At 56.9% G+C, this 24,595-nt stretch carries 23 protein-coding genes and 2 pseudogenes; 15 read left to right on the forward strand and 10 right to left on the reverse strand.

All coding sequences use genetic code 11. From position 1 onward, the window contains the following. Window positions 1–30: 30 nt before the first annotated feature. The 4 genes from JMJ16_RS05560 (at window position 31) to JMJ16_RS05575 (ending at window position 3,432) form a co-directional block, all read left to right on the forward strand. The gene (locus JMJ16_RS05560; protein WP_201379095.1) at window positions 31–1,200 is read left to right on the forward strand and encodes a hypothetical protein; all 1,170 of its coding nucleotides are present in this window, start codon (window positions 31–33) and stop codon (window positions 1,198–1,200) included. Window positions 1,201–1,288: 88 nt separating this feature from the next. Further along, complete coding sequence (locus tag JMJ16_RS05565) at window positions 1,289–1,729, forward strand: hypothetical protein (RefSeq protein WP_201379098.1); 441 nt, start codon at window positions 1,289–1,291, stop codon at window positions 1,727–1,729. Window positions 1,730–1,887: 158 nt separating this feature from the next. Next, complete coding sequence (locus tag JMJ16_RS05570) at window positions 1,888–2,499, forward strand: hypothetical protein (protein WP_201379100.1); 612 nt, start codon at window positions 1,888–1,890, stop codon at window positions 2,497–2,499. Window positions 2,500–2,631: 132 nt separating this feature from the next. Beyond that, complete coding sequence (locus tag JMJ16_RS05575; RefSeq protein WP_201379101.1) at window positions 2,632–3,432, forward strand: arylamine N-acetyltransferase; 801 nt, start codon at window positions 2,632–2,634, stop codon at window positions 3,430–3,432. On the opposite strand, the gene JMJ16_RS05580 is transcribed toward JMJ16_RS05575, so the two are convergent. After that, window positions 3,417–4,394: a YafY family protein gene (locus JMJ16_RS05580; protein WP_201379102.1), complete on the reverse strand. Its 978-nt coding sequence runs from the start codon at window positions 4,392–4,394 to the stop codon at window positions 3,417–3,419. The two genes, JMJ16_RS05575 and JMJ16_RS05580, sit on opposite strands and share 16 nt — an antisense overlap. A gap of 129 nt (window positions 4,395–4,523) precedes the next feature. On the opposite strand from JMJ16_RS05580, the gene JMJ16_RS05585 reads away from it, so the two are divergent. The 3 genes from JMJ16_RS05585 (at window position 4,524) to murA (ending at window position 7,797) form a co-directional block, all read left to right on the forward strand. Next, window positions 4,524–5,036, forward strand: a complete 513-nt coding sequence (locus JMJ16_RS05585) for a DUF1579 domain-containing protein (protein WP_201379103.1) — start codon at window positions 4,524–4,526, stop codon at window positions 5,034–5,036. 274 nt (window positions 5,037–5,310) lie between these two features. Continuing rightward, the gene (locus JMJ16_RS05590) at window positions 5,311–6,105 is read left to right on the forward strand and encodes an NIPSNAP family protein (RefSeq protein ID WP_201379104.1); all 795 of its coding nucleotides are present in this window, start codon (window positions 5,311–5,313) and stop codon (window positions 6,103–6,105) included. A gap of 174 nt (window positions 6,106–6,279) precedes the next feature. After that, a complete protein-coding gene (gene murA, locus JMJ16_RS05595; RefSeq protein ID WP_201379110.1) occupies window positions 6,280–7,797 on the forward strand; it encodes a UDP-N-acetylglucosamine 1-carboxyvinyltransferase in 1,518 nt (505 codons plus the stop codon). An 81-nt stretch (window positions 7,798–7,878) separates the two neighbouring features. Here the strand turns inward: murA and JMJ16_RS05600 are convergent, their stop codons facing one another. Next, complete coding sequence (locus JMJ16_RS05600) at window positions 7,879–8,271, reverse strand: cupin domain-containing protein (protein WP_201379112.1); 393 nt, start codon at window positions 8,269–8,271, stop codon at window positions 7,879–7,881. Window positions 8,272–10,275: 2,004 nt separating this feature from the next. Between JMJ16_RS05600 and JMJ16_RS53665 the strand changes: the two are divergent. The 5 genes and pseudogenes from JMJ16_RS53665 to JMJ16_RS05625 form a co-directional block, all read left to right on the forward strand. Further along, a pseudogene (locus JMJ16_RS53665) lies at window positions 10,276–11,234 on the forward strand (hypothetical protein); the annotation flags it as partial. 54 nt (window positions 11,235–11,288) lie between these two features. Continuing rightward, a complete protein-coding gene (locus JMJ16_RS55885; RefSeq protein ID WP_255553198.1) occupies window positions 11,289–11,582 on the forward strand; it encodes a response regulator transcription factor in 294 nt (97 codons plus the stop codon). 211 nt (window positions 11,583–11,793) lie between these two features. Then, window positions 11,794–11,973 (forward strand): annotated as a pseudogene (locus JMJ16_RS05615) (FAD-dependent monooxygenase); the annotation flags it as partial. Between the two features lie 77 nt (window positions 11,974–12,050). Continuing rightward, entirely contained in the window at window positions 12,051–13,715 is a 1,665-nt protein-coding gene (locus tag JMJ16_RS05620; protein WP_201379118.1) for an IS1182 family transposase, read from the forward strand. Further along, a complete protein-coding gene (locus tag JMJ16_RS05625) occupies window positions 13,708–15,210 on the forward strand; it encodes an FAD-dependent monooxygenase (RefSeq protein WP_201379120.1) in 1,503 nt (500 codons plus the stop codon). Before JMJ16_RS05620 ends, JMJ16_RS05625 begins: the two co-directional genes overlap by 8 nt. Here the strand turns inward: JMJ16_RS05625 and JMJ16_RS05630 are convergent. The 5 genes from JMJ16_RS05630 to JMJ16_RS05650 all read right to left on the reverse strand — a co-directional run bounded on the left by JMJ16_RS05630 (window position 15,178) and on the right by JMJ16_RS05650 (window position 19,548). Further along, a complete protein-coding gene (locus tag JMJ16_RS05630; protein ID WP_201379122.1) occupies window positions 15,178–15,972 on the reverse strand; it encodes a cyclase family protein in 795 nt (264 codons plus the stop codon). The two genes, JMJ16_RS05625 and JMJ16_RS05630, sit on opposite strands and share 33 nt — an antisense overlap. Window positions 15,973–16,023: 51 nt before the next feature. Beyond that, a complete protein-coding gene (locus JMJ16_RS05635; protein WP_201379124.1) occupies window positions 16,024–16,605 on the reverse strand; it encodes a thiamine pyrophosphate-dependent enzyme in 582 nt (193 codons plus the stop codon). Window positions 16,606–16,607: 2 nt separating this feature from the next. Continuing rightward, the gene (locus JMJ16_RS05640) at window positions 16,608–17,120 is read right to left on the reverse strand and encodes a thiamine pyrophosphate-binding protein (RefSeq protein ID WP_201379126.1); all 513 of its coding nucleotides are present in this window, start codon (window positions 17,118–17,120) and stop codon (window positions 16,608–16,610) included. 123 nt (window positions 17,121–17,243) lie between these two features. Further along, entirely contained in the window at window positions 17,244–17,996 is a 753-nt protein-coding gene (locus JMJ16_RS05645) for an SDR family NAD(P)-dependent oxidoreductase (protein ID WP_201379128.1), read from the reverse strand. A 40-nt stretch (window positions 17,997–18,036) separates the two neighbouring features. Continuing rightward, complete coding sequence (locus JMJ16_RS05650) at window positions 18,037–19,548, reverse strand: DNA-3-methyladenine glycosylase 2 (protein WP_201379130.1); 1,512 nt, start codon at window positions 19,546–19,548, stop codon at window positions 18,037–18,039. A 348-nt stretch (window positions 19,549–19,896) separates the two neighbouring features. On the opposite strand from JMJ16_RS05650, the gene JMJ16_RS05655 reads away from it, so the two are divergent. Beyond that, a complete protein-coding gene (locus tag JMJ16_RS05655) occupies window positions 19,897–20,379 on the forward strand; it encodes an N-acetyltransferase (protein ID WP_201379132.1) in 483 nt (160 codons plus the stop codon). A 20-nt stretch (window positions 20,380–20,399) separates the two neighbouring features. On the opposite strand, the gene JMJ16_RS05660 is transcribed toward JMJ16_RS05655, so the two are convergent. Beyond that, entirely contained in the window at window positions 20,400–21,077 is a 678-nt protein-coding gene (locus JMJ16_RS05660) for an HAD family hydrolase (RefSeq protein WP_201379134.1), read from the reverse strand. A 289-nt stretch (window positions 21,078–21,366) separates the two neighbouring features. On the opposite strand from JMJ16_RS05660, the gene JMJ16_RS05665 reads away from it, so the two are divergent. Continuing rightward, window positions 21,367–21,954: an O-methyltransferase gene (locus JMJ16_RS05665; protein ID WP_201379136.1), complete on the forward strand. Its 588-nt coding sequence runs from the start codon at window positions 21,367–21,369 to the stop codon at window positions 21,952–21,954. Between the two features lie 189 nt (window positions 21,955–22,143). Beyond that, window positions 22,144–22,647: a methylated-DNA--[protein]-cysteine S-methyltransferase gene (locus JMJ16_RS05670; protein WP_201379137.1), complete on the forward strand. Its 504-nt coding sequence runs from the start codon at window positions 22,144–22,146 to the stop codon at window positions 22,645–22,647. A gap of 27 nt (window positions 22,648–22,674) precedes the next feature. Here the strand turns inward: JMJ16_RS05670 and JMJ16_RS05675 are convergent, their stop codons facing one another. Together JMJ16_RS05675 and JMJ16_RS05680 are read right to left on the reverse strand one after the other, a co-directional pair. Beyond that, entirely contained in the window at window positions 22,675–23,256 is a 582-nt protein-coding gene (locus JMJ16_RS05675; RefSeq protein WP_201379138.1) for a GNAT family N-acetyltransferase, read from the reverse strand. A 186-nt stretch (window positions 23,257–23,442) separates the two neighbouring features. Continuing rightward, window positions 23,443–24,552, reverse strand: coding sequence for a P1 family peptidase (locus tag JMJ16_RS05680; protein ID WP_201379139.1), 1,110 nt, complete (start codon window positions 24,550–24,552; stop codon window positions 23,443–23,445). Between the last annotated feature and the right edge of the window lie 43 nt (window positions 24,553–24,595).

The following is a 24,595-nucleotide window of genomic DNA, read 5'->3' on the forward strand; positions in this document are numbered from 1 at the left end:
AATCACACCTCATGAAAAGGAGGTAGCCCTATGCTATTAAGCGATGTTGAGAATGCCTGTCGCCTGGACCTCTTTGATCCGGCGGGTGCGAGTCAGCGCTGGAGCAATGCGGACCTGGACCGCGCCATTGATAAGGCTGTGGAGCGCTATACTCAGTATTATCCCAATATCGCCATGGTCGATATGCAGGCGCAGCCCTTTCAGCGTACCTATCCCTATCCGACCTCCTGGAATCCTGTCTATCCCGTGCTCTGGCTGGAGCGTATCCTCTACCCTTTGCAGGTCTATGGTAGCGCCTTCGCATCTCCTACGGCTGGCCCAGGCCTCTCCCTTACTTCGGGTACCAACCTGGGCCTGGGTGTCTACAAGTATGCTGTTAGCCTGCTCACTCAGGGGGGCGAGACGACGCCCGGTCCCCTGGTTCAGATTACGACTACGAGCAGCAACCAGGCCGTCAACCTGGCCAGTATTCCCCTGGGACCACTCGCCCAGGCCCTCCCCGGCGTGGGCACCAATACCGTCATTGGGCGCAACATCTACCGCACGCTCGTGGGCGGTTCTACACTCTACCTGCTCGCCACGCTTGCCGATAACACTACCACAAGCTACCTCGATACCGCCAGCGATGCCAGCCTGGCGAACATGCCTCAACCACCTCTCGTCAATACCTCGGGTATCATGCTCTGGCCGCCCATAGAGCGCGCCTTCGCCGAGTATAGCAATCTCTATGATAGCTCGACGGCCCTGGCGGCGGGCGGTAACCTGGGAAGCATGGGCGCGGTCGGCAGTGGCCAGGGCGCTACAGGTACCAGCACGCCTACCTTTACTCTCAAGCTCGATGATAGCGAGCTACCAAAGGATAACACCCTGACCATGCGCGTCTTCTATGCCACCCGCCACCAATTGGATAGCCAGGGGAGCACTATTCCCGAGATTCACCGCGACATCATCGTGCTAGGCGCCTGTGCCTATGCCCTGGAGGCCTACCAGACACCGACCAACGATAACTTCGCATTCCAGGATGGCAGCGTCCGCGATCACCTGGATGACACAGCTATTCCTGGCGCCTGGCTGCGGACCTCCCAGAACAAGATGACACAATTCCAGCAACGCCTGGAGGAGATCAAACGCCAGCGTGACTATGCCTCCTCCGCCATCGCTCAATGGGGCCAGGTCCAGCGCTACTGGTGGAGGATATAGTTAGTGTGATGTGTCTGTCATGCATGTGGGCAACCTCCGGTTGCCCACATGCATGACAGACACATCACACCTATAAGGAGAGAGATATATGACACAAATCGGCCTGGATTGCGAGATTATTCTCGATAATACCGGTTACTTTGTTAAGCCGGGGAGCTATATTATGCGCCAGCCGCGTAATCGCAAGATTACTGTGCGCGCCGATGGCGCCAATGCCTATGTCGATATCGGACCAGGCAAGCGCCTATGGGAGCTGACTATCCTCTGCCTCAATGAGCTCAAGCGCTATGATGGCGCGAATGTGTCGTTGACGGGGCAGCAGTACCGCGATGCTCTGCGCGCCAGCTTTCTCGCCAGCAGCGGCACGACTATTAATTTTGTCGAGCCAATTAGCTCCAGTAGCATCGCGGTCCACTTCGATGCCTATCAGGAGCGTATTCTCAATCTCCACAGTCAGGTCATCGCCCCGGCTACAGGCGGCTCTCCTGGCGCCTCCTACGAGGTCTCGATAACCCTGGTCGAGGCATAAACAAAAATGTGAGATAGCTCACAGACTTCCTGACAAGCGTTCGCTATTATGCTGATGTGGCAGGCAATCAAGCATAATGATGAGCCACCTTGATACGCCGAGTATATTGTAATTTAGAATAACATAGTAATACTTATAAATATGGAGAAAACTCTATTATGCGCCTAAAGAATTCTACCCTCATCATGTTCTTACTGCTTTTGCTGGCGGCAATGCTGACGGCGTGTGGCTCTACACCTGCGTCAGCATCAGCCGGGAACACTCCGACTGTGACCGCGACCAGTGCCAGCACTCCGACTGCGACCGCAACTAGCGCCACCCCGACTACCACGGCAGCGACCAGTGATAGCACACCTGCCGCGACCCCTACCAGTACATCTAGTACTTCTTCGCCTAATGTCGTTATCGCGGTGAGAGATATCCCCAGCACTCAGGCTGTCGGCTCTACCTTTACTGTGCTGACCACCACGCAGGGTATGACCGTCTATGCGCACCTGATGCAAGGGGCAAGTGGTTTTAGCTGTGATGGTACATGCGCGCAAACCTGGAAGCCGCTCCTCTTCAAGGGTACGGGGACGCCAACTAGCACTACCAAGCTTCCCGGCAAGCTGAGTGTAGGTACCGACGCTAATGGAAACCGTGTTGTACTCTACCAGGGATACTACCTCTTTACCAACGTGAACGATAAGGTTCCCGGTGATGCCAAAGGCATAGGTGCCGACAACTCTCCCTGGCAGCCCGCCATCCCCAACATGCCCACTGGCCTATAAGCAGCGGAAGGAGCCACCCAATATAGGCGCGCCGTAAACGGGGCGCCTATAGGGTTGGAAGAGACAATCACCCAGGCGCTTCTATGGTCGGGTTATACTGGAGGTATAGAAGAGTATGCGAGGAGTGTGCCTATGGATGTTATGGACTACCTGCGTCGTTTCGCCCCCAGAGAGCTGGCGGTCTCTGGCGGATGGCAGCCGACGTTGGAGACGTTGAAGGCGTTACACGAGGCGCATCTCATCGCGATCCCATTTGAGAATCTAGATATCCACTGCGGTCAATCCCTGTGCCTGGACGAGGCGGCGATCTTTAAGAAGATCGTACTCATGCGGCGCGGGGGCATCTGTTATGAGCTGAATGGCCTCTTTGCCGCCCTACTACGCAGGCTGGGCTTTCGCGTTTCGCTGATCTCCGCTGGCGTCGCGCGGGATCATGTACACTTTGGTCCCGAGTTCGATCACCTGGCTTTACTGGTGCATCTCGCGGATGGCGACTGGTTGGCGGATGTCGGCTTTAGCAGCTCTTTCAGGCATCCCTTAAAGTTTGAGGCTGAAGTTGTGCAGGCCTTTCACGATCATAGCTATCGCCTGCACCGCGAGGGCGCGTGCTGGATCGTGCAGCGAGCCAGGAACAGCGCCTGGGAGTCGCTCTACCGTTTCCAACTCCAGCCACACGAGATGCACCATTTTGCAGAGAGGTGCCGCTATCAAGAGACCTCGCCAGAGTCTTACTTCACGCAGAATCTCCTCTTCACGCGGGCGACAGAGACCGGGCGCATCACGCTCTGCGACCGCAAACTTGTCATTTCCTCAAGCGCTGAACGTTCGCTTTGCGAGATCCAGACGGAGGAGGAGTACCGGGCCGTGCTAACCCGCCATTTCGGCATCACACTTCTGCCAGAGACACGCCTCCGTTTTTACACCTCTGCCTGACCCTCCCTGGTGCGTTCGGCATAGCCCATGAGCGTGAGCGCGTACTGGCGCACCATCTCGCGTAATTCAGACGGGTGATGAATGACGAAGGGAAGGCCCATGCCAGCAAGCAAGCGCGCCATCCAGGGCAGATCTCCCACTTCGCTACGCACAAGAACCCCCTGGTTGACCTCTGTAAAATGCCCCTTTGAAAGCCGGCTTTGGCGTTGTGCCTCCTCCAATGTCGTCTCCAGCCAGACCTCAACCTGCCATACGCGAGGGACGGAGGCCAGGGCGCGCTGAACGGCGGGGAGCGTCTCAAAGTTCTCTGGGCGCCGAAACGGCTCACTCGTCATCTTAATCTTAACGATACGGTCCAGGCGGAAGAGGCGCTGGGCCTGGCGCAGGTGGCAGTAACCAATGGTATACCAGAAGCCTTCATGCGCGACCACGCCATAAGGATCAAATAGACGCTCAGTCACCTCAGAGCCTGGGGTGTGGTAGCTCAGACGAATGCTGCGCTCACTCTGGACAGCGGTACTCAGCATCATCACAGCCACAATTGAAGGCGCGGCATGTGCAGAACTGTTCTCGAAGACCACGGTCTCTCCAACCGCCTGGATGCGCTCACGTGTCGATATGGGCAGGACGCGCTCGATCTTTGCCAGCGTTCCTTCAAACGCGGGCGAGGTCTGCGCAAGGCCGTTCTCGCGAGCCATCATCAGGCTCAGTGTCAGGGCCAGGGCCTCATCCTCGGTGAAAATAAGTGGAGGGAGCTTGTAGCCGGGCCTGAGCCGGTAGGCTCCATAGCGACCCCGCTCAGCCTCCACAGGAATACCCAGGTCGCTTAGCGTCTCAATATAATCCCGAACCGTGCGGATATTGACCTCCAGCCTGTGCGCCAACTCGTTCCCGGTCATGCGCCCATGCGCTTGCAGCAATTCCAGGACCGTCAAGACCCGCGCCGTTGGACGATAGACCACTTTCTTCTCTCCTATCTAAAATCAGCTTTAATTAGGGTCAATATTACCACCTTTAAGCTCTATACTGCAAAAAAGTAGAGATCCAAAAGATCTGAGGCAAGCAATAGAGAACAGAAAGAGAGCATACACATGACACACGAGCATACCCAGGATTTTGGACACGATTTCGATGCGCTTATTGGCACGTGGAAAGTGGCGAACAGGCGCAAGGCGGGAAACTACCTTCTTGCGAATCAAGCTCTTGGAGAAGAGGCGGTATGGGAGGAATTCCAGGGCCGTGATCGCTTCGAGAAGCAGCTTGATGGGCGGGCGGTTGTTGAGCATTGGGAGGCGACACTTCCCTCGGGCGAACGTGCTCTAGGACTGAGCATCAAGGCCTTTGAACCTACAACCCAACAATGGTCAATTATCTGGATCGATAATCGTAATCCTCTCGACTGCAGGCCATTGTATGGCACATTTGAGAATGGGATCGGCACCTTCTTCCAGGTCATCGAGACCCCTGATGACCAGCCACTCCACGTACGCTACATCTGGGACGAATTCACGGCGACCACCGCGCGTTGGCAGCAAGCCTTCTCCTTCGATGGAGGCGAACACTGGGAAACAAACTGGATCATGAATTTCACCAGGGAGGCGTAGGTCCCTGTAAGTAAGAATCCGTAAGTTCCATAGGCGCCCGATTTATCGCGCGCAAGGCGATTTATCGCCCGAGTATAGAGGCGGATCAGCCATATGGTCTGGCGTAGAGTGTTATGAGACAATGAATTGTTGTGTGTAGTAACCATCATCCTGTATCACTGCGATAAATCGCCTTGCGCGCGATAAATCGGGCGCCTATGATGGGGAGATTCGCCTCGCTCGCTATTTCCTGCATTTATTCGTCAAAGAGCATAAGCAGAAGGGATTAAGAGGAATGTCAGATGTAAATATCCAGGCGGGCTTAGACCTGGCATCGAAGCAGGCCGGAGAGGCCTATAGCTGCATCATCGAGCTACGGCAATATACGCTCAAACCTGGCCGGCGCGATGAGCTGATTGCCTTGTTTGAGGAGCGTTTTATCGAGGGGCAGGAACAGGTTGGCGCGCACGTTCTGGGCCAGTTTCGCCGGCGCAACAGGCCAGATCAATTCGTCTGGCTGCGTGGCTTTACCGATATGGAGGCACGTCGCCAGGCTCTCCAGGGCTTCTATTACGGTCCGATCTGGCGAGAGCATCGAGATGCCGCCAACGATACAATGATCGACTCGGATAACGTTTTGTTGTTCAAACCAGCCAGCCGTGCAGGAGAATTCCGTCTTGATCTGAACAACCGCCCTGGAAAAGACGCGCCAGAGGTGGCGGGCGGAATTATTATTGCCACCCTATATACATTCACCACCCCGGTTGAAGCGAAATTCGTCGAGTTCTTCGAAAAAGAGGTGGTGCCTGTGTTGCGTGCGGCTGGAGCAGCTATTTCAGGGTATTTCGTTACTGAAGCAAGCGAGAATACCTTTCCGGCGCTGCCAGTACGCGAAGGTGAGCACATCTTTGCCTGGTTCGCCTCCTTTGTTGATGAAGCGGCATATGAGAGCTATCTCTCCGCGCTCTCCGAAAGCGATACCTGGACCGCGACCCTTACTCCCGCCCTGCAAGGATGGCTAGCAAGGCCGCAAGAAGTATTGGAACTATTACCAGCCCGGCGCTCCCTCATGTGTCATCACTTTGCATAGATGAGTATGATGTATACAAGAGCTATTCCTATTTAGTGATTTGCTGTGGATGTGTGGCATGGTCACTCGACTATGCCACACATCCACAGCAAATCACTGCTTTCTTGACAGCTTTGTTTCATATATTATACAATTGTCTCATACGAGAAACGAAAAGAGTAGGAGAAAGCAATCATGGGAAGCATGTTAGATACACAGCAACTGGCGGTCCTTTTGAAGGAGAGGCGTGGTGATCGGGGGCTACGCGATATCGCGCAGGAGATCGGCAATGTCAGCCCGGCGACCCTCTCGCGCATCGAGAACGGCAAGATGCTAGATGTAGAGACCTTCCTGCGGCTCTGTGACTGGCTTGAGGTTAATCCCCAGCACTTCATCAAAGAGGCCCAGCGGGACATGCTGAATAGCCAGGCGCTACGCTATCGCATCGAGGGTGGACAGAGGCTAGAGGGTTCCGTAGTGGTGCAGGGTGCGAAGAACGCCGCGCTTCCCATTATTGCTGCCTCGCTCCTGGTTTCCAAGGGCCAGACCATCCTGCGCAATGTACCCCTGATCCGCGATGTCTACGCTGCCATTGAGCTGGCGCGCTCCCTGGGCGTCAAAATGACCCTCCACGAGGAGGACCAGGTACTGGTAGTCGATGCCTCCAACTTGAATGTGAGCACCCTCGCCGAGCGCCTGACGAGTAGTTTCCGTGCCTCCGTGCTCTTCCTGGCGCCCGTGCTCCAGCGTGTGGGGAATGTTGCGATTGAGACCGTGGGTGGCTGTAGCCTGGGCAAGCGTAGCCTGGACTTCCACTATCGCGGCTTCGCGCGCCTGGGGGCCACTGTAAGCGAGCAAGGCGAGAATATCGACGTGAGCCGTGAGGGACCCTTGCAGGGTAACTATCTCTACCTGGATACTCCCAGCCACACTGGAACCGAGAACCTGATGGTCGCGGCCTGTATGGCGCAGGGAACCACCATCATCGAGAATGCCGCGCTCGAACCCGAGATCGCCGACGTCGCCAACTTCCTCAACCTGATGGGCGCGCGCATCTCCGGCATTGGCACGGGCGTGCTCCAGATCGAAGGTGTCTCCGAGCTCTCCGGCGTAGAATACACCATCATGCCGGACCGCATCGACGCTGGCACCTTCGCCATGCTGGCGGCGGCCACTCAGGGAGATATTGAGCTAATTGGTGCGCAACTGCGCCACTTCGGTGTGGCCCGCGCCAAGCTAGAGCAGATGGGCGTCGAGTTACAGCAGGAAGGCCCCGTTATTCGCGTGCGCCGCCCCTCCACCCTGCGCCCGATCAACATTACCACCTGGCCCTATCCCGGTTTTGCCACCGACCTGCAACCACAGATGATGGCCCTGGCCTGCTGCGCCTCGGGCACCTCCTACATTCGCGAGACCGTCTTCAACAAGCGTTTCGCCGCCGCCCAGGAGCTCAACCGCATGGGCGCGCAGATCGGCCTGGACGGCGAGGCGGCGGTCGTCAAGGGTCCCACCGCCTTCGTAGGCGCGACCGTTGAGGCCCTCGACCTGCGGGCAGGCATGGCCCTGGTCCTCGCTGGTGCCGTCGCCGAGGGCGAGACTATCATCGAGAACGCCAGCATGATCGAACGCGGCTGTAGCGCCGTCATCCGCCGCTTTACCCAGCTAGGCCTCACCATCTCCGAAGAGCGCGAAAAGACCGGCGTGCTCCTATAATCCCGATAATATAATAGGCGCGACACATACACCTGAAGGGTGTATGTGTCGCGCCTATTATATTATCGGGATTTAATAATTCTAATAATCCACCATATCGGATGCAAACTGGCGTAGAATGGCTCGATGTTCCTGGCGAGGAGCCTGATGTAATGCGGCAACCAGCTCGCGTAACCGTGGCGTCATAATGATGAGATACCGGGTTGGACCCGCAGCCTCATAATAGGTGTGAGGGACGCCCACTGGCACGAACACAGTTGTCCCAGCGGGAGCCTCAATGGTTTTGTCAGCGAAGCGGAATGTCAGGGTTCCCTCCAGGATATGCCAGGCCTCGTCGTCGGAATAATGAACGTGCAAATAGTCCGGACCACTTCCACTCCATTCATGAAGATCAAAGGATTGCCCCATGGCACTGATGGGAGATTGGCCCTCTGTTCGCGCTTGTTTTCCTGGAACGATAATGGGTTGAGCCATAGTATTCATGCTCCTCCTATTATTCTGTGTTTCCTCTTTTTATATCATGAAAAACTCATTTAATGGTACGAATAATGGTACGAAAATTTCCGTATCATCATATGTAGACGCGTGCGCTTGCCCCCGGATGGGGGTTAGCAGCGTTGGTCTACTAAATACTATGAGGAGGGAACCTGTATGCCCAGGCGCGCGTCTTACCATGTGCTCTGGTCGCCGGAGGAAGGGGCGTATATACTGCGCGATGCTGGGGGGCAGCAGGTGCCGCTGGCGGGTGAGGAATCCTGGTCAAAGGGATTGGCTGATCTCGCTTCGTTCGCCTTTACCAGTCGCCTGGGGCCGCACTGCACGGTGCGCAGGGAGAAGATACAGCGAGGCGATAGCTACTGGTACGCTTATCGCTCGCTTAATGGGCGCACAAGCAAGCGCTATATTGGTCGCCACGCGGAGTTAACGCCCGCCAGGCTGGAGCAGATCGCGGAGTTTTCTCCCCAGGTAGCGATGCCCAGGACAGGCATGGAGAATAGCCCTCAGGTTAATGTGCCTGTCAGCCAGGTGTCCTCGGGTTCGGTATCCACGGTCTCCTCGCTGCTGGATAGCAGGTTGCAGCCTCCGCGCCTCCCCACCTTTCCCGTTGAGCGCTCGCGTCTATTCGCGCTTCTCGACGCGGGTTGGGGAGAGAAGGTAACGCTGGTGTGTGCCCCGGCGGGCTTTGGCAAATCGATCCTGGTGCGACAATGGCTGAATGCGTGTCACGCGCAGACGCCCGTGGCCTGGCTTTCGCTAGAAGATGGTGATAACGACCCGGTGCGCTTCTGGCGCTATATGATTATGGCCTGCCAGCGCCTCGCGCCAGGTCTGGGAACAGAGTCCCTGGCGCTGCTCTCGGCTGTGCCTCCATCGCCCTTCGCGACGCCCTCTTTTGAGGCTATCATGACTACGCTGTTGAACGAGCTGGTTCAATTAACTGAAGAGAACTTGCTGGTACTCGATGACTATCATGTGGTCACGGAGGCGCGCGTCCATACGACGTTGACCTCTTTTATCGAACATCTTCCCCCTACGGTGCATATCCTGCTGCTGTCACGGAGTGCGCCACCTCTGCCGCTTACACGCTGGCGTGCCAGGGGTGAACTCTCTGACCTCTACACAAACGATCTGCGTTTCTCGCGGGAGGAGATGGCGGATTTTCTGCGCCAGGCTCTGCCCTATGCCTGCTCGGTTGAGGCCCTGCACCACCTGGAAAAGCACCTGGAGGGGTGGGTCGCCGGACTGCGCCTGCTCTCGCTGGCCGTGCGTGGCAAGCGGACGCCGCAGGAGGTCGAGCAATATATTCTACGCCTTACAGGCGAGCAGCGCTCTTTTCAAGACTACTTTGTGCAAGAAATTTTGGCTTCACAGCCAGAGCCGCTCCAGTCTCTACTCCTGCGCACGAGCATTCTGAGCCGCGTGAGCGGCTCGCTCTGCGCGGCGCTGACCGAGCGCGAGGAGAGCGCCGAACTGCTGGGCGTCCTGGCGCGTGCGGGCCTCTTTCTAGAAGAGCTTGAGGGAGGGGAGGACGAGCGCTGGTACCGCTATTATCCTCTCTTCGCCGAGGCGATGCAGGCCGAGGCGCGCACCCGCCTGGGCGAAGAGGTGCTACGAGACCTGGCGCGGAAGGCCAGTCTCTGGTTTGAGCAGCACCAGATGCCTATCGAGGCGGTCGAGGCCGCGCTCCGCGCACATGATATCACGCGCTCCGCTGATCTCATTGAGCAACTGGTCGAGAGTATCCATCCTCAGCGACCGGGAGAACATTTTATTATCAACGAGTTCCACACCCTTTGTCGCTGGTTGGCTCAGTTTCCTGAAGATATGCTGCGCAAGCATCCCATGCTCTGTTTTAGTTATGCCAATGCTCTGCTCTACACCTTTGTGCTGGATGAGATACCGTTGACGGAGGAGAAGGGCAGGCTCCTTATGAAGAGCCTAGACATGGCCCAAGAGGGTTGGCAGCGCGAAGAGAACATGCCGCGCCTGGGAGAGGTTCTGAGCTATCGCGCGATACTTGCCAGGCAGTATGGTGCGATCAACGAGGCTATAGAACTGGCGCAAGAGGCACTCACCTATCTTCCTGAAGATTCCTCTATGTGGCGCCCCATCAGCTTGAGCGTCATTGGCACACACCTGTACCTCTCGGGGCAGCTCAATGGCGCGCGAGACTTCTTCCTGCCCCGTCCTACGCAGAGCACGCCGCCGCCAAGGCGTTCCTTTACGCGGCCAGGCGTTATTATCTATAGCCGCATCTGCCGCGAGCAGGTCGCGCTGCACCAGGCGGGGGCGCACCTGCGGCCCCTCCTGGCACAGGCGCGTGAAGATGAGGATCGCGACGATATATCTGATGCCTTGCTGGAGCTAGCGCGCCTCTCCTACGCCTGGAACAGGCTCGACGAGGCGGAGCAACAGGCGCAGGAGGCCCTGGTCCTGGCAAAGCAGATCCAGGTGGAAGAGACAATTGTCTATGCCTCGCTCCTGCTAGTAGATATCCGGCAGGCACGTGGCGACAACGGGGGCGCGTTGCAGCTATTGAGCGAGCTTCAGGCCGGGATACAGCCTGGCCTTACGCCTCTGCACACCCAGCTCTATCGCCAGGTCCAGGTGGTCCAGGTCCATTTGCATCTCGTAGTTGGCGACCTGGTAGCGGTTGAGCGCTGGCTGAAGGATCGGGAACAGAACGAAGAGCCTTTCCCACCCCTCTTTGCAGAGAAAGAAGAGCTACTTATTACTCGCTATGGGCTTGCACAGGGCCAGTATGAGGAAGTTCTATCGCGCCTGGTTGCCCTCTCGCTGCAAGCCCAGGGTGCGGGCGTATCGACAGAGCATTAAAGATGAAGCTGCTTATGGCGCGGGCGCATGCAGGATTGCGCCAGGCGCGTGAAGCCAGGAGACTCATGCAGGAGGTCGTACTCCAGGCTGCCCCCGAAAACTACCTCCGCCTCTTCCTGGACGAGGGTGAAGAACTGGTCCCGCTCCTGCGCTCCTTGCTGCCAGAGCTTCAAGGCGAGACCCCACTCCGTTTCGCGCGCGAACTCCTGCAAATTCTGACCAGGGGCAGCTCTGCCGCAACCAGCCTGGAGCTAAGCGAGGCGTTAAGCTCACAGGAGGCGCGTGTGTTGCGCCTGCTCGTGGCTGGTCGCTCCAACCCGGAGATTGCTAACGAGCTTGTCGTCTCTATCAACACCGTCAAGACTCAGCTCCAGAGCATCTATCGCAAGCTCAATGTCAGCAATCGCGTCGAGGCCAGCGAGGCCGCCCGGCAATTGAAATTGGTTTAAATATGCGAAATAACAAGTAGCCGCGTACGCCAGTAGCGAGCTCGCTACTGGCGTACGCGGCTACTTGTTATTCCCTAACATCTAAACCTTCCCATTATAATCATCCTCTCGTTCACCCACCCGGGCGATGCTCCCTTGTTCCCTAACGACCTATACTTGCAACATCAACGGAGCGCAAACACAAAGCTCCTCATAGAAAGCGAGCAAAACCATGAATAACAATAATACAATCCTCCGGGTTCCAGTCTTGATCGTGGGTGGTGGCATCGTGGGGCTCTCCGCGTCGCTGTTCCTGTTGCAGCAGGATATTCCCTTCCTCCTGGTGGAGCGCCATAGCGGCACCTCGATTCATCCTCGCGCGCGTGGCGTCAATAACCGCACAATGATATTGTTGGCGAATTAATTTGAGGCGAAATGTGAGATACTGAAGAAGCAAGAAAAAACAAGCATTCAGGAGGGAGGGAACCCATGACACTACAGCCACAAGCGATACCGCCAGTCCCAGAAGAAACTGTAGAGATAGCACAAGCCATTTTGCCGAAAGGCAACATCTGTATTCATATGCGAGATGCATTAGGAACGTTTTTTCGCGATGAAGATTTCCTTGACTTATTTTCCAACAAAGGACAGCCTGCAATATCGGCCTGGCGTCTCGCACTGGTGATGGTAATGCAATATGCAGAAGGGTTAACGGATCGGCAGGCAGCAGACGCAGTGAAAACGCGCATTGATTGGAAATACGCCTTGAGCTTAGAAATCAAGGATCCAGGATTTGATTTTTCCGTGTTAAGTGAATTTCGTGGTCGCCTCCTTGCCAATCAAGCGGAACGCCGTTTGTTTGATCTGATGTTGTCTCAGTTCCGAGAACGAGGCTGGGTCAAAGCACGAGGCAAACAACGGACAGATTCAACGCATATTCTGGCGGCTATTCGAGCTGTCAACCGTCTGGAATGTGTTGGAGAAACCATGCGCCATGTCCTCAATATCCTGGCAGAAGTAGCTCCCGATTGGCTTCTTGAGCGTGTTCAACCTGAATGGGAAAAACGATATCGATCACGCTTTAGCGACTTTCGTTTACCAAAGGACGAGAAAGCGCGTCAAGAGCTCTCAGAGCAGATTGGAGCTGACGGCCGAAGGCTCCTGGAGAGCATCTGGGGCAGCACAACCCATGCCTGGTTACAAGAACTCCCAGCCGTAGAGATTCTGCGAAGGATTTGGATCCAGCAGTATCACGCATGTGAGCAGGGAACACCTTGGAGAAAAGATCAGGAGCTTCCCCCGGCAGCGCTCTTGATCCAATCGCCATATGATGTGGAGGCGCGATACAGCAAGAAGAAGCAGACAGGATGGGTTGGCTACAAAGTGCATTTTACCGAAGGATGTGACGCTGATCAGCCTCATTTTGTGCTCGAAGTTACCACGACAGCATCCACGCTCCCAGATGGAGACGTCATGGAAAATCTTCATGAACGCTTGGCTGGCAACCAACTTTTCCCCGGCCAGCACCTGGTCGATAAAGGCTATGTGGACGCCGAACTGCTTGCTACGAGTCAGCATCGCCATCAGGTTGATCTGGTTGGGCCGGTTCTTCCTGATACCAGTTGGGCCTCAAAAGAAGCTGGGCGCTTTGATCATAGCCACTTCCACATTGATTGGAAGGCCAAACAGGTCCTGTGTCCGGCTGGGCAGACAAGCCGAGATTGGGGACATATCCCTGATCGACATGGAAAGCCAAGTCTGCGTATCCGGTTTCCCCTTCCCCTTTGTCGGGTTTGCACACTTCATGAGAAGTGTTCGTCAACCGCAGCCAAAGTACTCATTTTGCGACCAGATGAAGCCAGCTATGTGGCACTTCAGCAGGCTCGAAAACGTCAGGAAACCGCTGAATTTCGAGCCCTGTATGCAGCGCGAGCAGGCATTGAAGGAACCGTTGCTCAAAGTGTACGGACCTGTGAGATACGCAGATCCCGATACATTGGCGTGAAAAAGCTCAATCTCCAGGCGTTTCTAACAGCGACCTCCATCAACATGCTTCGGGCTTGTCATTGGATTGCAGAAGCGAAGCTGGCAACCACGCCAACTTCTCGTTTTGCAGAGCTGCTCGCTTCTGTCAAGCAAGTAGCTGTTGCGTAGCTTCTGCTCATTCGCCAACAATATCACAATGGAGTTGTATCGAACCCTGGGCCTGGAGGAGGCGGTACGCGAGGCGGGCGCCTCACTGGCTCCCGCCATGGGAATATTGAATGGTTCAACCCTGGTTAAAGCCCTGGACGGCTTTCAGGCGCCTAAGGCTCGCGCTGCCTTTGGTGGCATGGTCGGCTCACTGGGCGAGGTCAGCCCTACCGCAGGAACACGAGTCACCCAGGATGAGCTTGAGCCGGTTCTGCTGGCGAGTGCTCGCCAGCGGGGAGGCGACCTGCGCTTCTTCACTGAGCTAACCTCCTTTACGCAGAATGAGGAGGGGGTCACGGCCACGATCCGCGACCGCTCGACCGGGCAGGAGAGCACCGTGCAGGCCGATTATATGATCGCTGCGGATGGGGCCAATAGCCCCATTCGTCAGAAGCTTGGTTGCTCAGTAAGTGGGAAAGGCTCGCTGGGACACCTGATCAACGTTCTATTCAAGGCAGACCTGCGTGAGCTGGTGCATGAGCGCGAGTTTAGTCTCTGCACCATCAATAATCCCCTGGTGCATGGCCTCTTCACCTCGATCAACCTGTCGGATACCTGGGTCTTCCACATTGGCTATGATCCAGGCCAGGGCATGCGTGCCGAACAGTTTACGCCTGCGCGCTGCAAGGAGCCGGTGCGTATCGCCCTGGGGCTTCCGGACGTCGAGATTGAGGTCAAGAGCATCATGCCCTGGGAATCGGCCATGCGCGTAATGGACAATTTTCAGCATGGGCGTGTCTTCTTCGCCGGGGATGCCGCGCACCAGATGCCTCCCTGGGGTGGGCAAGGCGCCAATAGCGGCATCGCCGATGTCAATAACCTGGTCTGGAAGCTGGGACTTGTTCTCAAAGGGGTGGCTGACCCCGACCTGCTCGTGAGCTATAACGCTGAGCGCCACCCGGTCGACTACCTCGCGGCGGCAGAGTCGGCCGCGGCGGCTGATGATTCCGGACTGATGTCCATGAATAAGCAGGGGGTGCCCGGTGACATCGCCAATCGCTTCACCCGTATCCTGGGCTACTACAGCTATGGCGAGCCTTCTCAAGCCATTATTACTGACCAGGCACCCATCAGCAGCGACCTGGATCTGGACGGGCGACCCGGCACGCGTGTCCCTCACCTCTGGGTAGAGCGCCAGGGCCAGGCCATCTCGACGCTTGACCTCTGTGGCACAGGCTTTGTACTCCTGGCTGGTCCCGAGGGTCACAAATGGCACGAGGCGGCTCAGGAGGTCGCGCAAGACCTGCACCTCGATATCCAGGCCTACCGTCTAGGCGCGGATGGCGATCTCCTCGATGCCGAGAATCGCTGGCCCGCCCGGGCAGGCATCTCGCCCAGCGGAGCGCTCCTGGTTCGCCCCGATGGCTACATCGCCTGGCGCGCCCAGGAGCAGAGCGGCGAACTTAAGCAGGTGTGCAGGGCGCTACTTGCCGGGCACGATGGCGAGGACGCGTAGAGGGCTGCCGGAGCCGTTGACGATCTTGAGTGGGGCGGCGAGCACGATGGCGCCCGTGGGTGGGAGCTGGTCCAGGTTGATGAGGCTGGTCAGGCCAAACCTGCCCGCGCCATGCAGGAAGGTGTGTGAGGGGAAGGGGGGATCGAAGCCTCCCGCCTGGCCCGCGTCGGTGCCGACTGTCTCCACGCCCAGGCCGAGGATGCCGCGCTCCTGAATGAGGAACTGGATACAGTCCTTGTGTACCCCAGGTGAGTGCGCGCCGTCCTCGCGCTCGTTGAGGAAGGCCTTACGCCCGTGGCGCTGGCTCCAGCCGGTGTGGTAGAGGAGCCAGGAGCCCGTGGGGATGCGCCCATGTTGCTCTTCCCAGTGCTGTACATCTTCAATGCTGAGCAAGAAATCGGGATTCTGGCTGACCTGCCTGGTAGCATCGATGACGCAGGCGGGCGCGACAAAGTTGCGTGGCTCAATGGTATCGGTCGTGTTATTGGGGAGGTCCTTGCCTGTGATCCAGTGGACCGGGGCATCGAAGTGCGTTCCAGTGTGCTCGCCCAGATTGAGGATGTTCCAGTACCAGGCGGGGCCGCGCTCGTCATAGCGCGAAATCTCGGCGAGAGTTAGCCCTGGCGAGGGTGCGAACTGGGGCGGAAGATCAATGACAGGGGTATCGGGTCCCAGTGGTGTGGTGAGATCAATGACGCGCAGGCGACCACTGGCCAGTTCCTGTACCAGTTGCAGCAAAATAGCGTTGTCGGGAGTTGCCATAATTATAACCTCCATCTGTGTGAATCTGTTCTGACGCTTGTTATGCGGGGGTCAGGAGCGCCCTGGCTGGCGCAGAGTCTCCAGGTAGCGCTTGAACTGGAAGCGGTTTTCCAGCAGGGGCAGGTCCATGGCGAAGGTCTTGGGGCCAATGGCCTCGACTTTAGAGACGCAGGTGGTAAGGGTGTGGCTAGCCAGGGCCTCGCGCACACAGGCATGAAGTTCCTCGGGCGTGTTGGCGCGTGCGACCCTGGGAATGCCAGATGCCTGCGCGATGCCTGCGAGGTCGGTATGGACCGCCGTAGCTGTGGGGAAGCCGCCGACCGATAGCAGGCTCTCGTTATCGAAGACGATATGAAGCAGGTTGCCTGGTTGATAGCGAGCCATCGTGCTCAGGGTCCCCAGGTTCATCAGGAGCGAGCCATCGCCATCCAGCACCACCACCGGGTGTTCTGGCAGGGAGAGCGCGATGCCCAGACCCATCGAGGAGGCCAGCCCCATAGCGTGCTCCAGGTAGAAGAAGTTATGGCGATGACCAAGCGAGTAGAGTTCGGCGGCGACGGCGCCCATGATCGTGACAACTATGCAGCGCTCCAACTCGGGATAGATCGCTCTAAGCGCGTCAATGCGTAGCATGGCTAATCCTCCCACATAAGCTCGCGTGAGAGCAGGACAGCGACCGGGTGCAGCGAGGCCAGGGCCAGAGTCTGGGCCTCTTTGATACAGCGCGAGACATCCTCGGGATGGCGCAATTGGGTAGTGGGGATATTCAGGGCGCGCAAGAGTGGCTCGGTAGCCAGCCCGCCCTGGGTCTGCCAGGGATCACGCTCACCGAAGGATCCTCTGTAACTGATAAGCATCAAAAGCGGGATCTTGTACAACTGAGCAAGGGAGACGATGGGATTGATGGCGGCGAAGAAGCCGTGATTCTGCATCAGGAGCGCCGAATTGACGCCCGCCAGGTGCGCTCCGGCGGAGATGCCAATCGCCTCCTCCTCCTTGGCGACGCGTACCAGCGTCACCTCGGGGTCATCGTCGGCCATCCGAATGAGGTGGACGAGCCAGGTTTCGGGCAACGCCGAAATAATTTTGACATCGCAGGCTTTAAGCGCGTCATAGATCAGCCTGGAATGAGTCACCGAGATAGGCATACCTTCCCTCCAGGATGAGGCACATAGCGAGAAATAACAACAGTTCCCTCAATTATACACGATCCTAAATCATATGAGCCTGGACGTGTAGGGGGACATGTACGCTCTCTCGCTGGTATTTTCCTAATAGTCCATAAGCGCACCGCAGGAGATATTCACGGTGGAGGCAGTCATAGTGCGAGCTTGATCTGAAGCTACGAAGGCTGCCACGTTGCCCACGTCTGCGAGTTGTGCCGTTCTCTTTAACAAGGTCGCCTGCTCTAGCCCGGAGATGATCTCGTCCCGTCCAGGGGCTGTGTTGGGGAGGGACTCGGGTACGCCTCCCGTTTTCAAAGTGACGACACGAATGCCATGCTGCCCCAGTTCACATGCCAGCTGACGACGCAACCCTTCGAGCGCGTCGAGCGCAATTTTGAAGCCTCCCAGCCCGGGGAGCGTGTGGGGACCTGATCCGCCGAATGCCAGGATCACTCCCGATCCACGCCTGATCATGTGTCGGGCGGCTGCCCTGCTCGTCAAGAAGTGTGCCCGCATCGCGGTTGTGATTGGTTGAAGAAAATCCTCAACCGTGATATCGAGCAGTGGCTGCTGAACATCTCCTACGGAGATGAGATTGAACGAAATATCGATAGAGCCAGCCTGTTCAACCACCGCATCGACATACCTGTTAACCATCTGCTCATCGAGGGCATCGACCACGGCAGTATATGCCACCCCGCCATTGGAACGGATCTCGTCGGCGACCATATCGAGCTTCGCCTGGGTGCGACCAGCGAGGAAAACTCTGGCGCCCTCGCGGGCAAAGGCTCGAGCCACGGCACCGCCGATAGGTCCGCCTGCACCATAGATCACAGCATTTTTGTTCTCCAGTAGCATATCTAGCCTCCTGTTTTTTTGCTTTGCATATATATCAAGCTTACTCACTCACATCGGGAAAAACTTCTCCTATCTTGCTCTTATTCGAGGAGGCGAGGTTGTGCCAGAGATAGTGGGTGGCGTAGGCGCGCCAGGGACGCCAGGCCTCGGCGTGGGCCGCGATATGCTTGGGGCTGGCGGGCAGGTTATGTTGCTCGAAGGCGCGGCGCAGGCCCAGGTCGGTGACGGGGAAGGCGTCGGGATCGCCCAGGGCGCGCATAGCGATATAGCTGGCGGTCCAGGGACCAACGCCGGGGAGGCCCTGGAGGTGGGTGACGGTCTCCGCGCGGTCGGCGCCACGATCGAGGACGACCGCGCCCGCATCTACGCTACGCGCCAACTCTTTGATGGCCTTGATGCGTGAGGTGGTGATGCCCAGGCCGTCTAGGCTGCCTTCTATAAGCTGGGCGGGCGTGGGGAAGTAGTGTGTGAGCGTGCCATCTGGCTGGGCGAGCGGCTCACCGGTGGCGCGGGCGACGCGGGCTGCAAGCGTGCGCGCACCCGCGACCGAGACCTGCTGACCAAGGATGGCGCGTACCGCCAGCTCAAAGCCATCGAAGGCGCCGGGAATTCTCAGGCCGGGCAGGGCGGCGACGAGCGGCGCGAGCAGGGGATCTGCTTCTAGCATGTGCATGATGGCGTTGGGATCAGCATCCAGATCGAAGAGGTTGCGACAACGCTGGACAATGGCGCTTACATCATTGAGGTTATCCAGCGAGAGGCGTACCGCGACCGCGTGTATGGCGGGCTGAGGCTCCAGTTCGAGGAGGCCCTGAGAGCGTGCAAGGCGGATAGTGCGGCGGTAGACACCATTGACGACTTCTTCGACACCTGGTAGGGCGCGCCTCTCCAGGTAGACCAGCAGCGGGCCAAAGGCGAAGGGTGGGCGATACTGTAGGCGGAGTGTTAGCTTGCCCGCGCCATTTCCCTCTGAGATCTGGCGGCGGCGAAACTCTGAAGGCGCGCAGCCAAAGAGCTGCTGCATAGTTTCATTGAATTGGCGGATACTGGCGAAGCCGGAGCTAAAGGCGATCTCGGTCAGGGGCAGGTCGGTCTGGTCTATGAGCAGGCGCGCGACCTGGGCGCGGCGACTGCGCGCCAGGGCCAGTGGACCCACGCCGACCTCGGCGGTAAGCTCGCGATGAATATGGCGCTCGCTAACAGCCAGGCGCTGCGCCAGCCCGGATACGCCCTCGCTATCCACCAGGCCAGCGGCGATCAGGCGCAATGCCCGCGCCACGAGATCGGCACGCACATTCCAGTCCGAGGATCCGGGACTGGACTCTGGATGGCAACGGCGGCAGGCACGAAAGCCCGCCGCCTCCGCTGCCGCTGCGGAGGAGAAGAACCGTATATTTCGAGCCTGAGGTGTACGCGCTGGGCAGATGGGACGGCAATAGATGCCCGTCGAGGTCACTGCCGTGTAGAAGCGCCCGTCGAAGCGGGGATCGCGGCTACAGACCGCGCGGTAACAGAGATCGAAGTCGGTATGCAGACTGGTGGAGGCTTCCATAGCATATTTTCCTTTGGCATGATGAGACTACGACACACGCGGAACACCCAGTCCTGGTTCCTTTGTGTGACTATCATACGCCACCAGGAAGGTTCTGACTAGCGGTTTTCGGACATGAACATACCGGATGTGCCAGATCTGCGCTCCTCATGCTTTTTTCTATAAAACGACAAAATAATAAATGCTCACCTTAATTGGCATCTTCAATATATCTCGAAGTGGCCCTTGTAAGCAGACCATCTTCTGACTAAGATAGCTGGACAAATTGTAAGGGCGTAACTGCTTGATGCCATTTACCATCAACTGTCAGTTCCGCAATTAGTATTGGAAAGGCCAGAGAGACAAGTTATGAATACGCGCAAATCTACCTTTGAGATTACCAGGGCAACGATAGAAAATGTAGCACTCATTGCACCACTCTTCGACGCATATCGCCAGTTCTATCAGCAAGCAACAGACTTAGTAGCCGCGCAAAACTTTCTCACCGCGCGACTGCAGGAAAACAGTTCAGTGATCTTCCTCGCTCTGTCCCTCAAAAGTGACGAAAATGGAGTACGGCAGGCGTATGGATTTACGCAACTGTACCCCTCCTTCTCCTCGGTCTCACTGAAACCTCTGTGGATATTAAACGATCTTTTTGTCATACCGGAAGCGAGACGTTCTGGCGTCGGCAAGGCCCTCTTAGACCGTGCAAGAGAATTTGCCGTAGAAACCCAGGCCAGAGGCTTAACCTTAACAACTGCCATCAATAATAGCAGTGCGCAAACTCTCTACGAGGTTGCAGGATGGCAGAGAGACGGAGAGTTCTATTCATATAATCTGTATTTATAGCGAATAAGTTGAGTTGGGGGTCAACAAGGCACATAATTCCCCAGAGAGCCGATACTGTAATCCGGTGGTGTCTCCATTAGTTCAGCGGGCCATTCGCGCTGATGGTGTAACCAGGCGGTATGCATCCTCACCCGTCGTGCGCCCCAGATATCTTTCTGTGGATGGTCGCCAATGAAGAGAATATCGTCTGGTTCATAGCCCAGGCAGGCTGCGGCAGCCAGAAAAATGGCAGAATCAGGCTTTTCGCATCCAAAACGTTCGGAGATAAAGATGCAGGAGGTCAATTTATCGAGACCTAGAACGCGTATCCTGTGGAGTTGACGGGATATCGCCCCATTAGTAATAATGCCAAAAGGCAAGCCAGTACCTTTCAGAGCAGTGAGAAGGTGCTGTGTCTCCTCCTCCAGGCGTATGTGGTCGAGAAACTGATGATTGTAGGTCTCAATCAACTGGTCTACGCTCTTTTGGAGTATCGGGTGGTGGGCCTCCTTTATTTTGCGGAAGAGCATTTCGCGAGGACTGTACCCGCATTCGTCCATGTCAATGATGTGCTCGATAGCCTCCTGGCAACGTTGGTCATCCTCCGCCAGCCCGAGGTCATTGTGTACAAACTCCTGCACCCACCTGCGGAAAGCTGCATTTCTGCTGTACAGGGTATCGTCGAGGTCGAAGAGAAGCGCACGTATGGTGTTCGGCATTCTGGCCCTTTCTGCTATAATTGTTGTGTTTTTTAAAAGTATAGCATAAGGCACCTTCAAAACCGCGTACTGGGAGAGTGGTTCAGTACCAACTACCTTTCTCTACCGTCCTTCCGCTGGAGGTTTACGTGCAAGTAATTGAACAGCTTGAGAGCGGTGTCCATTCATCGTTCCTACTTCTACTTCTTCCGTGGCAAGGTAAGGAAAGGATTTCGAAAAGAAACTTGCCGCACCCTCACGCACCTTACCCCGAGTGTGTGCTACACTGGGAAGAAAAAAGGAGCGATTTATGAGTAATATTGATGTTCAAGCGTTCCTGGAAGAACTGTATGCGCAGGGGCGGGCGAACGATGCCCACGTGCAAGAGCGTGGCCAGAAGATGCTCAATCTGGAGCCAGAGACGGCTCAGTTCCTCCATATCTTATTGCGTAGCACGCAGCGCAAGCATATTCTGGAAATTGGCACCTCGAATGGCTATAGTACGACCTGGCTGGCCTGGGCGGCCTCAGAGCATGGTGGGCGCGTAGTGAGCATTGACCGCGATCCGCATAAGCATGAGCTGGCCGCCACCAACCTGCGCCAGGCTGGCCTGCGCGAGCTTGTCGACCTCAAGTGTGGCGATGCCACAGAGATTATCGCCAACCTATCCGGACCCCTGGATTGTGTCTTCTTCGATGCCGACCGCTATAGCGCGCCCGCGCAGGTCGGGCTGCTTCTCCCCAAACTGGCTCCCGATGTCTTCCTCCTGGCCGATAATGTCATTTCGCATCCCGACGAGATTACTGGTTACTTGAAGACCCTCGATGAACTCCCACAGTTTGAGAAGCTGGTTATTCCCATTGGCAAGGGACTGAGCGTAGCATATCGCTCGGCCTGAGGATGCTGAGGCACGTTCATGTCCGAAAACCGCCAGCGAGGGTTCAGGGTATGCGCTATTATAGGCGTAGAGCTAGGGCCCGACGCTGCTAAAGCACGTGTCTACATATGATGGCGCGAGATGCCCGTATCTTTATATGTAGACGCGTGCTTTAGCAGCGTCGAGCAAGAAAGGATGGGAGCATAACCTATGAAGCGCTTACATGTGGATAGTTTGGAATCGCCGGTTGGTACGATTGTGCTGGTGGAGGATGAGGGGCGGCTCTGTTCGCTGGACTATGCGGACTATGAGCAACGCATGATGATGTTGTTGGAGCGGAGATATGGGCCGGTGAGCCTGGTGCCGCAGGCGGATCCCTGCGGCTTTAGCAGCCGGGTGCGCCGTTACCTGGAGGGCGATTATCATAGTCTGGACGAGATACCTGTAAATACGGGCGGGACACCTTTTCAGCAGGAGGTCTGGCAGGCACTGCGCTCTATCCCGCCAGGGCAGACGCTGAGCTATGGTGCACTGGCGAGCAAGCTAGGGAGGCCAACGGCGTCCCGGGCGGTGGGACGCACCAATGGGTTGAACCCGGTGGCAATCGTCTTGCCGTGTCACCGCGTCGTCGGGGCAGACGCCTCTCTCACCGGGTACGCAGGTGGGCTGGAACGGAAACGCTGGCTGTTAAGCCACGAGAATTTCAGCCTCTAAAACATTGCTTGTAGTTTGGTAAACGCATCAGGCTCCCTGGACATCTTGCTCGGATGGTTTCTGGACGAGGATGGGAAGTTGGTAGAAAGCGGCCCCGGCCAGGGAACGCTCGCTTATATCAAAGGTCTCAAAGCTGAGTTTATGCGCGTCATCAAAGGCGAACTCGCCCACAAAGTGGAAGCCGGCTTTGCTAATGCCGCGCCTGGAGGCTTCGTTACCAGGGGCATAGCCAATCCAGAAGCGTTCCACCTGGGCGGGTTCCTGGCGCATAATGCCCTGTAAGAGATGGGGATAGATGCCGCGTCCACGCCATTCGGGAAGTGTCCTGAAGTCCCACAGGTAGCGCTCATTGGCGTGAATAGGGAAGAAGAGTTGAAATTCGAGAATGTAGCCTTCACGTGTCGCGACCCAGCCATAGGAGGTGGGTGTCTCTTCCATGTAGGCGATGTAGAAGAGATTCTCCTCGCCGAGGCGCTTTTCAACCTCCTGCGTAGAAAGCTCAGCTATCTCAGTGATGAGAGAGGTATCTGTGCTGGTGCGCGCAGAAAAGGATGGTAAAGGGGGGAGTTGTGGAAGGTTATCTCCACGCCACCAGGTTCCCAAAGGCATAGTGAATCACTCCTTGAGAGCATAATCTCTACTTTATTTAGAATTGTAAAGATCACTGAACTATTAATTACATATACTATACATGTGTTAGGATACAACAAAAAGTTGTTCTGCGTAAAGAGAATAGAGAGAGTGTTGCTCGACGCGTGCTAAAGCACGCGTCGAGCAACACTCTCTCTATTCTCTTTACATTGAATTGGGGCGATATTTGCGCATGACGCGGGTGACCTCGTCGAGGGGGAGGCCATAGACAGTGCGGCCCTTATAGCCGACCATGGTGTCGGCGGCGGTGAGGGCGTTAAGGATGGATTCCTCGGTGGCCTCGGCGACGGCCTCGATAATGGGGTCCATGTGGTCATGGGGCAGCATCTGGAGGTCGATGGGAGTCTGTGAGCCGACCGGGAGGTGGTTGCCCGTGGCGAAGGCGATGAAGATATCGCCGCTGCCATTGCTACCCACTCCACCCACACGCGCCAGTCCCACAGTTGCGCGGCGTGCCAGGCGCTGGCACTGTACCGGGATGAGCGGGGCATCGGTGGCGACAACGACGATGATAGACCCTCCCTTGGGCGGCTCGATCCAGGGACTGGCGATCTGTGAGAAGTCGAGCTCGCGGCCCACGGGAACGCCGCCGATGGAGAGCAGGTTGCGACTGCCATAGTTGGCCTGCACCAGGACGCCCACGGTATAACTGGCATGAGCATATTTGATGATGCGCGAGGAGGTGCCAATGCCACCCTTGAACTCGTGGCAGATCATGCCCGTGCCGCCGCCGACGTTTCCCTCGGCGACCGCGCCTGTGCGGGCGGCCTTGAGGGCACGGAAGGTATGCTCACGCGTCACATGAAATGCCTCGATATCATTGAGCCAGCCATCCCAGGTCTCGCCTACCACGGGCAGGCTCCCTGACCAGGACGAGGCGATGGAGGGCGGAACCTCAAAACTAGAGGCTATCTCAAGCGGATAGGCGCAGAGGGCGTCGCGCACCACGCCGACCGAGTTGGTATTGGTGATCGCGATAGGAGTATGGATCAGCCCAGCCTCGGCGACCCAGGGCAGGCCCGTCATCTCACCGCAGCCATTGAAGCTGAAGTAGCCCGCGAAGGCGTGATCGCTCCAGATGGCCCCCTCGCGTGGCACAATTGTGGTCACACCCGTACGGGCGGTGCGGCCCTCGTCGGAAATAATGGTCTCATGCCCCACCAGGACGCCCGGTACATCGGTAATGGCGTTATAGGCGCCTGTGGGATAGTTGCCAATTGTAATGCCCAGGTCACGCAAACGCGCTCGTGTCATATATGTATACTCCTGTATTGGGATGGTAAGGGTATATGCTGGC

This window comes from Ktedonobacter sp. SOSP1-52, from assembly GCF_016587395.1.